Consider the following 11,260-nt stretch of genomic DNA (forward strand, 5'->3'; position numbering starts at 1 on the left):
AGCTCAGCATCCCTATAAAACTCAAATCTTGGACTTCCATTCCTGCAAAACCCAATGGGCAACTCGTTCACTCTATTTTGAGGGACAGAAGCGAAATCAATTCTGTATCCTACACTACCGTTTGAATTTGGAATTGCTGATAAACACGAGATTCCTTACGAGTTTCAAGGTGCGAAGCTGCAAAGAATTATCGTTACCATTACCGATGATATTATACTAAATCCGTTGAGTAAAGGCTAGTTATGAGGAGAGGCAAAAGGCAACCCCCCCGACGTCGGGGGGTTGATTCATAGTAGGGTTGATTCATGAATCAACCCTACCTTGATCCCCCCTTAATCCTAGGGCGTTGACAATCCCCGCACTAAAGCGACGGGGATTCTTGGTTCAAAGAGATTACTTGCGTAAAATCGGTCAACTAGAAATGACGGGAAACGATTTTTTCGATGGTTGCTTGGGTATCCTGCAGCAGTTTCTCGCGACTATCGCTAGTATTAGTCAGACTAGGCACGAGATTACGAGCTTGTAAAGCCATGTGAAGCTGTAGTTGAGCTACATACTCGCGGATATCTTCACGGGTTTCCGATTGGTTAGGATGAAACATAGAGAAACTGGAAAGGTCTGTCTAGCTGATGGTGTCTTGTCGACAACTCCTATACAAGTTATCACGAGAGCTTAGGTTCCAGTCAAGGGTCGGCCGCAACTCTACACATTTCTCAACACAACTTATCTCTCTTTCATCAATCTAAGAGAGTTAAAAGGAGAAGAAAAGCCTGAAACCGATACAGAGACTATGGTTAAGCCTAGACCCGCCCAACGGTCAAATCTGTAGATATTTACTGTGAATTGTCCAAAAACTTATTTTGAAAAGCGAGATGCGCCTTTTAAGCATCTCCACATCAGCTTAATAAGCGAGCTTAATAGAAGTAGTTAGGGTTTGCGGCAAAAAGTTTTTCGTGGGGACAGGGGGGTTGGGGGGGTTTTGCCTTTTGCCTGTTGCCTGTCTTCATAAGTAGCATATGCTCAACGGATTTAGTATTACTTGTGCAACAATGGTAATTCACCTCAGACAGTGATGCAATTCAGACTTGAATTGGCCTCAGCGCCTCTCGAACCTAGGAAATTAATTTGGCACGACTACTTAATTTCTACGGGTTCTAAATTATCAGCAGGAGTAAAACCAAAGAGACGGGAATAAAAATAAAATTCTGCATCTAATGCTCGTTTTATCGATTCAGCTTGACGAAATCCATGTTGTTCTCCCGCAAAGGGAACGTAAGCGACGGGTAAACCTTTTGCTTTTAAAGCTTGTACCATCATTTCCGCTTGATTGGGTGGAACCACTCGGTCTTCTAAACCTTGGAAAAAGATCACTGGACAGGATAACTGACTGGTAAAATGAATAGGCGATCGCTGATAGTAAATTTCCTTTTCTTCAGGATAAAGTCCCACCAATTTATCTAAATATCTCGACTCGAATTTATGGGTATCGGTGGCTAAAACCTCTAAATCACTAACTCCGTAATAACTAGCTCCTGCTTTAAAAGTATCATGAAAAGTTAAGGCCGCTAAAGTTGTATAACCGCCGGCGCTGCCTCCGGAAATTGCCAATCTTTCCCCATCGACTAATCCCTGATTAACCAAATATTTTGCCCCGTTGATGCAGTCTTCCACATCGACAATTCCCCAATTTCCCAGCAAACGCTGACGATATTGACGACCATAACCCGTACTACCGCCATAATTAACATCTAGATAGCCAAAGCCGCGACTGGTCCAGTATTGCACTCGCAGACTTAAACTAGAGGTAGCCGCGGCCGTCGGTCCACCGTGACTTTTGACTAAAAGGGGCGGTAATTCGCCATTGGGGGCGGTATAATCGGGGTTTTTGGGGGGATAATACCAAGCAGATGCAGTTAGTCCCTGACTGGTGGGAAAAGCAATCATTTCCGGAATCGAGAAATAATCGCTAGAAATAGTTAAATTACTGGAAGATTTGAGGACTTCTCTCGTTCCTGTGGCTAAATCCACTGAGATAACCGCCGTTACTTCCTTGAAAGAACCGCCAATAAAAACTATTTTGTTATCGCTAACTTGTAGGGAAGAAATGTTAGTATCAGCAGTGATAATTTCTTGGAATTCTCGATTAACAGTATCGATACTTCCTAAATACCAACGACCATCTTTTGTATAGCTACAAATAATCTTTGATTCCCCAGCAAAGCCGTAGTTAGATAAACCAAAAACCCAATGAGGATAGGCAAATTCAGCCTCTATCGGTTCGAGAACTGGTTCGATTTGTTCATCGTAGTTAAAGCAATAAAAGTTCCAGAAATTATTGCGATCGCTGGTAAAATATAAATGTTGATCGGCGGACCAGTGCGGTTCACACACCGACTCATTTTCACCACCAGCAATGACCCGAATATTACTCAAATAAAGATGATTAATATCGGCCACCCAGAGAAAAGAACTATCCCAGGGCATATTAGGATGATTCCAACTAATCCAAGCTAATCGAGAACCGTCGGCACTTAAGCGAGGAGAGGTATAAAAATCATCGCCTGATACTAAAGTTTCTATGTTTCCTGTATCCACATCGATGCTGACAATACTATTAACTGGTTCTCGATCTTTTTGGCTATGATCTTCACAAACACAGATTAAACGATTGCCAAATTGATTGAGAATTAAATCCGCATAACGACAGGAATTTTCTGGGGTTAGAGGTTGGGGGAAACTATCAGCAGTTTGGCGATAAATTCTTTGGTCAGCAAAATTACAAAAATAGATAATTCCGGCAACAATTAGATAGGAACCTCCCCCGTATTCATGGACACGAGTTCGCACATTAAAAGGCCCTGGAGTGATGTCTGTAGTTGTGCCGTCGGGGTTTAATTTAACTAAAACATTTCGCCCCTTTTCCTGTGGTCTGCCTTCTAACCAATAAATATCTTCTCCATCTAGGGTTACACCACCAAGACTAATCGATGCTGCCACAATTAGATCGGAGGTAATCGGTGATTTCCAGGAACCGTAAGCTGATATTTGATGAGACATTTTCGACTAAAGCAGTGATTCTAATGGTGAACTAACTTGATCAGGAACGCTGATAAATTAAGAGAATTCCGAGTAAACAGGACAAGGTAGGGATTGGTTGCATCCCTACCTAACTCTCTGTTTTTCTGCAATCGGAGCGGCGGGATTCGAACCCACGACCCCTACTACCCCAAAGTAGTGCGCTACCAAGCTGCGCTACGCCCCGATATTGAACCTTAACCATCATAGCGATAATCGCAGCATTTTGCAAGCTTTTTTTTTCTTCCTTTCTCCCCCATTCCCGGAATTAGCGGCCAGCTATCTAGCTAATTGGGGAATACGTCCTTTTAATCCCGTCATTAATTGCAGGGCAAACAATTTCAACGGGGGGAAACCGCGCATCATTGCCAATCCGAGACGACGGATGACAACGATAGGCGGCCAGTTATTGGAGAACAGGCGATCTAGAAAATCTGTGAAGCCTAAAATCGCTAAATTCTCCGATCTACGCCATTTTTCGTAGGATTTTAGGGTAGAAAGCGCTCCTATATCTTCTTGCTTTTCCACTGCTTCCTTTAATACCTGCGCTAAAGCGGCCGCGTCGCGAATGCCTAAATTTAAACCTTGACCACCGACGGGATGACAACAGTGAGCGGCATCACCAATTAAAGCCAGTCGGGGTTTAACATAAGTATCACTCTGCATTAACTGTACGGGAAAGAGAGCGCGGGGGCTAACTAATTCGAGTTTTCCCAGTAATCCCCCCGTATATGCTTCTAATTTCTTGATAAATTCCGCTTCGGGCATTTCTTGCAGTTTTTTCGCTTCCCCATGGGGATTTGTCCAAACGATCTGACAGCGATTACCCTGGAGCGGTAAAATGCCCATCGGACCGGTGGGCCAAAATCTTTCAAAGGCGGTATCGTTGCGATCGAGTTGATGTTTAATGGTGAAAGCGACACAGGATTGCCAATATTTCCAACCTTTGGTTTTAATTTGCGCCCCTTGCCGGATAGCGGATCTGGCTCCATCGGCCCCGATGACTAATTTTGTGGTGATTTTTCGGGTTTGACCGGCTTCTTCCAGGGTGACAGTGGCTGTTTCTGCTCCGTACTCCACTTCTAACACTTTGGCAGGGGATAACCAGTCAATGCGATCGCAATCTTGGCCAGCATTGTGCAGGGCGGTTAAAATCACTTGATGTTCGCCCACATAGCCCAAATAATCGGTTTTTAGCTCATCGACCACAAAGGGGACAAAAATCGGGTAATCGGCATCAGAAAGGCGAATATGACGAAATTTACCGATACTGGGCGAGATTTTATCCCAGATACCCAAGCCTGTAAAAATCCGGCTCGACATCAGCGAGAGGGCATAAGCTTGACGACGGGAGGCGGCCACCTCTAGGGGACGTTCCTCGATCATAGCGATATTTAATCCTGTATTTTTTAAGGCCACCGCTAGGGTGGTTCCGACTATACCACCCCCGACAATGATTAAATCGTAGCTGTCCCGTCCTAACATATAAATATTTTTCTCAAAGATCATCAATGACTACAATGATCTATTCTGACACGATTTTCGGGGTTGCTGTCGGGTTTGATTCTCTTGACCCTACCTACCATAGACTTTAAAGGGTTTTGTCCGTCGCTGAGAGTTTCGGGTTATCGCTCTTCCTGGAGTTTCGGAAGGGCGATAACAAGCTGCTACAAGCCCTGTTAGCTGATGCTCCTGCTACGCCAGTCTTCCTCGATACCCCGACGGGTAATCTGGCGGTGCTGGCACTTGCCCGCCGTTGGGGATATGTTTGGGGCAACAAACCGAGAACTTGGCTAAAGACATAACCCGCAAGATCAAGTTTTTTTAACTCTCATCAGATGCAAATGCGTCAAGGCTTTTTTGAGTCCAATTGTCCAGAGCAGTATTGATAGAGTTAAAAACTCCCATTGTTTCGAGCATATTCCCCTGCAACTTTTCTTGAAGTTCGCTAAAAATACTGGTTTGGACATTGAATAGATCATCTACTTTTTGAGCGCCCTTTAAGATATCTAGATACTTGGCTGTAGTTTCTAGATAGAGGCGCATCAATTCTGCTTGCTTTAGTCCGAGACTGGTCATCGAACTTACATAAATTTCACCCAAGTCCTTAAAAGAATCAGAGGTTGCCTGTAAATTCACCAGCTTCAGTTGGCTTTGAAATAGTTCATTAATACTATCAGTATAAACTTCCCCCAATTCTTTGGTCAAGCTTAGATAACCCTTGCTTAGTTCAGCGAAGGCGCTGGGGTTAACAAAACTTGTTAACATGGCATCCATCGCGTTCACATTAGTGGCCGTAATATTCTTGAAGGACTCTATTGCCAATTTGTTCGAGTCAATCCACTGTTTAACTAGCTCGTTTTGCATGGTAGTTTCCTCGTAAACTGCTTAATGTATTTCTCTGTCTGTGCCAGCAAAAAGATTAAATTATTGAGGGCGCGGTTCGGCCAACCGTTCTAACATAGCGACAATTGCCCTCATCTGGGGAGACTCTCTAGTATAAAAGACAGGATTATCTGGGTCTGCACTAGAATATCCCCAAAAATCCCAGCATCCCTGGGGATTGTAAGGGATTGATGCTGACGGTTCAACCTGGGGATATAGGACAATTATCCTATTGGTATCAGCTATTTCATTGTAACCGGTTTTAGTGTAGTAAGTATCATCAATTTCTGTTGCCCCCTGTTTGCAACCATGAATAGCTACATGAACTTTGCAGCTTTCTTTTTTACAGGCTTCAGGTACATAAACATAAGCCTCCCGACTCATACTCGTCTTTTTACCGTCAATAAACTCGTTCTGGTCAAACCGAATAATCTTGCCACTTAATCTATTAGAGTCAACTGGTGGATTCAACTTGCCATAAATATGCCCTAAAATCCGATGGGATTGCATGAAATCGCAGTCGTTTATAAAGGGTGACTTAGTATCTGAACATGACACCCTAGACTCCTCGACAATTATGGCATGACCGGCATTGATATTCTTGTCGTATTTAATATTTTCTGAGGGCAAGCCGGCAGCTTGATAAAAATCTTTTACTTTGTCAACTACGACAGTTTTAACTACGCGATCATTTGAACCACTGAATAGATAGACTCGATCATCTTTTAAGTTGTTGAGATCGGCAATTTTGTTGGCACTGGCCAGTTTTTGAGCTTTTTTAAATAATCTTTTCCCATCCGGTCCTACTGACTCAGTCAGAGGATTCATGCAAGTTGATGTCGCTTGCTCGAAAAATTGCTCTGGATCCGTCTCGTAAGAACCTACACAATAAAAAGGACCGCCAGCAATAATACCTGCTCCTACCAGTCTATCTGAGTAGGCGACATGGAATTGAGCCGTCATGAAAGCCCCTGATGAAAGGCCAGAAACAGATGTTTGGCTTAAATCTGCCTGATAACCAGATAGCTTGGGTGCTTCCTCGGCCAAGACCGCCCCATTGAAGCTAAAAATACTAAAAATCAAAACAGCCAGTAGTTTTAATCCTGCCTTAATCATAAGACCTCTTGCAAAAATCGGAACCTATGATATTAAGATAAAGTCGAACAAGATCGAATGATATTAAGATAAAGTAAAACACATCGAACTTTGAAAACCCACTTGCCACTTCCCACTTTGCTGTACTTTTTAAACAGGATTTGGTATAACATATCTGGCTAATCTCTGGCAAGAGTGCCTCTCTTAACTAGGAAATCACCATGGAACTTGATCAACGAATAGCCGATTTTTATGACTCCTCTAGTGGACTGTGGGAAAGGATTTGGGGCGAACATATGCACCATGGTTACTACGGTCGGGGCGGCAAGATTAAACTCGATCGCCGTCAGGCACAAATTGATTTAATAGAAGAATTATTAACTTGGGGTGATGTCACCAGTGCTAATCAGATTCTCGATGTCGGTTGTGGCATTGGTGGCAGTAGCCTTTATCTGTCCGAAAAATTTCACAGCCAAGCGGTGGGGATTACCCTTTCCCCGGTACAAGCCGCTAGAGCCAGCCAAAGAGCGCAAGAGTTCAATTTAGAGGAACAAGTGAGTTTTTCTGTGGCTGATGCCCTAAAAACCCCCTTTCCTGAGAATAATTTTGATCTGGTCTGGTCTTTGGAAAGTGGCGAACATATGCCCGATAAAAGGCAATTTCTGCGGGAATGTTATCGGGTTTTGCAGCCCGGGGGGACTTTTTTGATGGCTACTTGGTGTCATCGTCCGACCACTTCCCTGGCTGGTAATTTAACGGAAGGAGAGATTAAACTATTAAACGAGATTTATCAGGTTTATTGTCTGCCATATGTGATTTCTTTGCCAGAATACGCCGATATTGCCTGTGAAGTTGGCTTTCAAGACCTAAAAACCGATGATTGGTCCCTATCGGTGGCCGCTTTTTGGGATGTGGTGATTGATTCGGCCCTAACCACAGATGCGATCGCAGGTTTGTTAGCAAGCGGTTATACTACTATCCAAGGGGCCTTATCTTTAGGGTTAATGCGGCGCGGTTACGAGTCGGGTTTAATTCGTTTTGGTTTACTGCAAGGGAAAAAATAATCAGCTTGGCGATGATTACAGTGCAGCGATTGATAATTAGGCGTTGTCAGATCAGAATAGGAAAGATGCAATGCAATCCTTGCTACCCTTCGACCCCTTCAACTCCTTCGACTTGGCTCAGGGCAAGTTGGCTCAGGGCAAGTCAAAGTAATTTGAGTTCCGGTGCTGATTCGGATCATCTTTCAATTTGACAACGCCAATTTTTCCCCAATCCAGTCTTTGACAATAGCTTGTAACGGTAAATCACGACGCTGACTTTCTTGCTCAAGAGCCTCTACCATCCATGAGGGAAACTCAAACGCAATTGTTTGTTCCTCGGAATTAGAACGTTTAATTTTAGTTAAATCCAAGTATTCGATGATATTTTCTCCATCATCAAATTTGCGGTCAAAATCTTCAGCTTTCATAAATTTCTACCTCTTCAGGTCTAGAGCGTCGGACTGAAATAATACGGATTTTGGTTTGACGATAGGTAACTACGGCTGACCAATGCTTACCTGCTATTATACCAATAACAACAAATCGTGGTTCATTTTCTGTTCGGGCTGGAATTTCGACTTTTTGGGAATCTAACCATAATACTTGAGCTTCAACAAAATCTAGACCATGTTTATTTTTGTTAGCTTGGCTTTTATTAGGATCAAATTCAAATTCCGGTTTTTTCATTCTCTTGGCTTCGTTTCCGTGACTGCATCTCAATTTGGTCGAAATATCTATAGGACATTTTGGGCGCACGCAGTTCGATAAACTCACTGACCACTAGGTACTCCTACCAGAATATTATGGTAGTGACTGTATCGGCAAAATTTATAGTACAATTGGGCTAATAAATTTTGGAATTCCCTTGCTGCTGTTATCAGTAAAAAGTTATCAGGTAGAACCCGAAGGGAGCGTCCCCAAGTAAAAGGGAAAGAGATATCACCTGACCATAATCTTGCTGGTTTTCTTGGATCTTGTCCGATGGCTCAGGGCAGATTTGAACTGCCGACCTTGGGCTTATGAGTCCCCTGCTCTGACCAACTGAGCTACTAAGCCGTTGTTTACACAGTTATCAATCATAACACACAATCACCCAATTGCACAAGAGCAAAAAAGGGAAGATTTTTTCTTCCCTTTCTGGGCATCTTTAACGTCTGCCTGGCAGGAAAGCGATGGGATTGACTGCTCCCTGGCCGGAGGGGTGAACCTCGAAATGTAGGTGGGGGCCGGTGCTAAAACCGGTGCTACCCATCTGGGCAATTGGCTCGCCTTGCTGAACAGTTTGGCCGCGACGCACCAACAGACGGCTGTTATGGGCATAGAGAGTGACGCTACCATCGGGGTGACGCAGTTTCACCAGATTGCCATAACCGCCAGAATTCCAACCGGAGGCGATTACTTCACCGGCGGCCGCCGCCACAATCGGGGTCCCCACTGGACCGGCGATATCGATGCCGCGATGAGGTCTGCCCCAGCGCCAACCGAAACCGGAGGTTAACACACCTCTGGTGGGCCAGATAAAGCCGGTAAAAATGGGGGCGGGATTAGGTAAATACTCATCGGGATTAGCGAGGGGAGGAAGGGAAGGTTCTACGGTTTCGCCGACGGGAATTCGTAGGCGGTCATTATATTCTTCCACATTGGTAGGAGCCGAACCGATAATCTGTGGGGGGGTGCTTTGGTTAGAACGAGAACGAAGGGCAGCCCATTGGGGATTAGGGGTTATTTGCCGATCATCGACGGTTTCTGCGGGATTATCGACGGGAATAGCGATACTTTTCTGGGTTTCCGAAAGGTTAGTTTCCCGCAGATTAGCCACCTCTTGGCGCAATCTTTCCCGATAGCTGCCGGTGATATTTTCGGGGAATTCTTCCGTCTCCGTGGTGGCGGTTGCGGCGGGCAAATTTTGTCGATTGCTGGGGTTAAAGGACAATCTCGGTCGATCGCCGACCAAGGGGGTAAGATTTTGATTAACTCTAGCGTTGGCAGAGCGGTCGGGAATCACTAGGGTTTGATTAACTTTAATCCGGTTGGGGTTGTCAATGCCGTTTTCCCTGGCTAATTCGGCGGGGGTGATGCCGAGAGCGCGAGCGATCGTGTTTAAGGTATCCCCTGGCCGAACCCGATAAACTTGGTTTTCTGGGGGAACTATGACCCGAGGATTGGGAACGGCGGGAATTTCAGTCACAGGAGCCGGATTTCGTAGGGCAACGCTGGGAATTTCCGGTCTGCTTGTCAAGGGAGGATTAACGGCAATTGTGGCTATCGGGCGATCGCTTTCAGGGGTGGGAACGGGAATCGGGATCACCTGGCTGGTTGGTCGGGGCGATTCTTCGGGAGCAATAACGGGAATCTCGACAGTGGTTGGCGAATTATCGGGAACGAGAGCGGTAGTTTCGGTGACGATTACTGTTTCCCCGGAATCGGACTGATGGGGGATTTCCTGGGTCCGTAGGGCGGCCAAACTTTCTTGGAGACGTTGACGGGTTTGACGCAGACTAGCAGAGGAACTATCCAACTGCTCAGGAGTTGCTGCCGGGGCTGCCGGGGGCAACTGCTCAGGAGTGGGAATTTTTAAGGTTTGTCCGATAATCAGATCGGATTGGGGGGGGAGATTATTGCGGTTAGCGATCGCTGTAGGGGTGGTTTGATAGGTGTCGGCTAAACTCCACAGGGATTCTCCCGGTTTTACCTGATGCTCAACCACTGATGTGGCGATGAATTTGACGGTAGCAAGTGCTTGGGATTGGATTATTTGCGGTTCTTTTAGTTTTTTACCCGCATCCTTGGCTTTTTGGGACAGGTCGATCACTTCCCATTCTAAGGGTACAGAATTGGCGGCCTGGGCTGATTCCGAGGTGGAGTTGAGAAGGCTAGGTACTCCCAGAGAGAGTGCTAATCCCAGTAGAGCAACTGAGTAACGGACTCGGTTAGACTCAGCGGTGCAATTCTGTTCTGGGGTAGCGGATGTCATGGGGTTGGGGATAAAAGTCTCTTTCAAACAGACCTCCTGTGGTGTAAAGAGTTAGCTAGAGCCAGTCGATGAAGCCGATGATTCTAGCTTTCAGCATTAGCCTTGAGGCTAGAGTAGAAGTTAGGCAACTTTCTTTTTAGTCAAAATACCTAAAGGTGACTTTTAGGAGAGATTAACTTAGATTTTGAAATTATGCAAGTCTCCCTCTGACTATTAGCATCGGGATCACGGCAAGTTGGTGACATTTTGAATGTCCAGATTGACGATGCTCTATCTCAGTTGTTCCAAGCTGATCAGCATTTTTGGTCTTGCCAATTTTTGCCAGTTTTTTCATAGAAATTTTTTATCTGTTTGGCAATTTACAAAGAAATTATTAATCATTCGCCGCTCGACAGGAAACAAGGGGCAACGATGGCTATTCAAGGTCAATACCGGATAAATAGGGTTTGCCGAAAAAATTTTTTCTGGGGGCAGGGTGTGGGGTGTGAGGTGTCGGTCGTCCATAGCCAATTAGGTTACACTTCGTCTTGATCAGAAAAAGGCTGTCATACTATTAGGGGTCGAGAAAATCGTCACCGACCTCCCCTCCCATTCAGAACCGTGCATGAGACTTTCACCTCACACGGCTCCTAGTTTGACGGTTCCCTTGTTAAGGATACAACTTGACATCTTTTTGTTGACCTTGTAT

9 protein-coding genes and 2 tRNA genes are annotated in these 11,260 nt (G+C 45.0%); 1 reads left to right on the forward strand and 10 read right to left on the reverse strand.

Annotated features, from left to right (window positions below):
- Positions 1-415 precede the first annotated feature (415 nt).
- From O9332_RS00010 to O9332_RS00035, 6 genes are all read right to left on the reverse strand, one after another.
- The gene (locus O9332_RS00010; RefSeq protein ID WP_002759041.1) at positions 416-601 is read right to left on the reverse strand and encodes a hypothetical protein; all 186 of its coding nucleotides are present in this window, start codon (positions 599-601) and stop codon (positions 416-418) included.
- Between the two features lie 533 nt (positions 602-1,134).
- Positions 1,135-3,057 (reverse strand): S9 family peptidase, encoded by a 1,923-nt coding sequence (locus O9332_RS00015; RefSeq protein ID WP_288023186.1) that lies wholly within the window; start codon positions 3,055-3,057, stop codon positions 1,135-1,137.
- Between the two features lie 131 nt (positions 3,058-3,188).
- Positions 3,189-3,262, reverse strand: a tRNA-Pro gene (locus O9332_RS00020).
- A gap of 92 nt (positions 3,263-3,354) precedes the next feature.
- Entirely contained in the window at positions 3,355-4,560 is a 1,206-nt protein-coding gene (locus O9332_RS00025; protein ID WP_288023194.1) for an FAD-dependent hydroxylase, read from the reverse strand.
- A gap of 339 nt (positions 4,561-4,899) precedes the next feature.
- Entirely contained in the window at positions 4,900-5,442 is a 543-nt protein-coding gene (locus O9332_RS00030; protein WP_288023188.1) for a phasin family protein, read from the reverse strand.
- A 60-nt stretch (positions 5,443-5,502) separates the two neighbouring features.
- Entirely contained in the window at positions 5,503-6,576 is a 1,074-nt protein-coding gene (locus tag O9332_RS00035; RefSeq protein WP_002759047.1) for an extracellular catalytic domain type 2 short-chain-length polyhydroxyalkanoate depolymerase, read from the reverse strand.
- Between the two features lie 200 nt (positions 6,577-6,776).
- On the opposite strand from O9332_RS00035, the gene O9332_RS00040 reads away from it, so the two are divergent.
- The gene (locus tag O9332_RS00040; protein WP_002759049.1) at positions 6,777-7,619 is read left to right on the forward strand and encodes a methyltransferase domain-containing protein; all 843 of its coding nucleotides are present in this window, start codon (positions 6,777-6,779) and stop codon (positions 7,617-7,619) included.
- 182 nt (positions 7,620-7,801) lie between these two features.
- On the opposite strand, the gene brnA is transcribed toward O9332_RS00040, so the two are convergent.
- The 4 genes from brnA to O9332_RS00060 form a co-directional block, all read right to left on the reverse strand.
- Positions 7,802-8,026, reverse strand: coding sequence for a type II toxin-antitoxin system BrnA family antitoxin (gene brnA / locus O9332_RS00045; protein WP_002759052.1), 225 nt, complete (start codon positions 8,024-8,026; stop codon positions 7,802-7,804).
- Positions 8,016-8,285: a BrnT family toxin gene (locus O9332_RS00050; protein ID WP_002759054.1), complete on the reverse strand. Its 270-nt coding sequence runs from the start codon at positions 8,283-8,285 to the stop codon at positions 8,016-8,018. The genes brnA and O9332_RS00050 overlap by 11 nt, the downstream gene beginning before the upstream one ends.
- Before the next feature lie 295 nt (positions 8,286-8,580).
- Positions 8,581-8,654 (reverse strand) — tRNA-Met (locus O9332_RS00055).
- 91 nt (positions 8,655-8,745) lie between these two features.
- Complete coding sequence (locus O9332_RS00060; RefSeq protein ID WP_288023192.1) at positions 8,746-10,572, reverse strand: peptidoglycan DD-metalloendopeptidase family protein; 1,827 nt, start codon at positions 10,570-10,572, stop codon at positions 8,746-8,748.
- Positions 10,573-11,260: the final 688 nt, after the last annotated feature.

Origin of the sequence: Microcystis sp. LE19-10.1B, assembly GCF_027530565.1 — a bacterium.
Lineage (GTDB): Bacteria > Cyanobacteriota > Cyanobacteriia > Cyanobacteriales > Microcystaceae > Microcystis > Microcystis aeruginosa.

What these genes read in the sequence shown, in the direction of transcription:
- O9332_RS00025 (WP_288023194.1), bottom strand. Translation starts at nt 4,560, where the DNA reads ATGTTAGGACGGGACAGCTACGATTTAATCATTGTCGGGGGTGGTATA.
- O9332_RS00015 (WP_288023186.1), bottom strand. Translation starts at nt 3,057, where the DNA reads ATGTCTCATCAAATATCAGCTTACGGTTCCTGGAAATCACCGATTACC.
- brnA (WP_002759052.1), bottom strand. Translation starts at nt 8,026, where the DNA reads ATGAAAGCTGAAGATTTTGACCGCAAATTTGATGATGGAGAAAATATC.
- O9332_RS00035 (WP_002759047.1), bottom strand. Translation starts at nt 6,576, where the DNA reads ATGATTAAGGCAGGATTAAAACTACTGGCTGTTTTGATTTTTAGTATT.
- O9332_RS00050 (WP_002759054.1), bottom strand. Translation starts at nt 8,285, where the DNA reads ATGAAAAAACCGGAATTTGAATTTGATCCTAATAAAAGCCAAGCTAAC.
- O9332_RS00010 (WP_002759041.1), bottom strand. Translation starts at nt 601, where the DNA reads ATGTTTCATCCTAACCAATCGGAAACCCGTGAAGATATCCGCGAGTAT.
- O9332_RS00060 (WP_288023192.1), bottom strand. Translation starts at nt 10,572, where the DNA reads ATGACATCCGCTACCCCAGAACAGAATTGCACCGCTGAGTCTAACCGA.
- O9332_RS00040 (WP_002759049.1), top strand. Translation starts at nt 6,777, where the DNA reads ATGGAACTTGATCAACGAATAGCCGATTTTTATGACTCCTCTAGTGGA.
- O9332_RS00030 (WP_288023188.1), bottom strand. Translation starts at nt 5,442, where the DNA reads ATGCAAAACGAGCTAGTTAAACAGTGGATTGACTCGAACAAATTGGCA.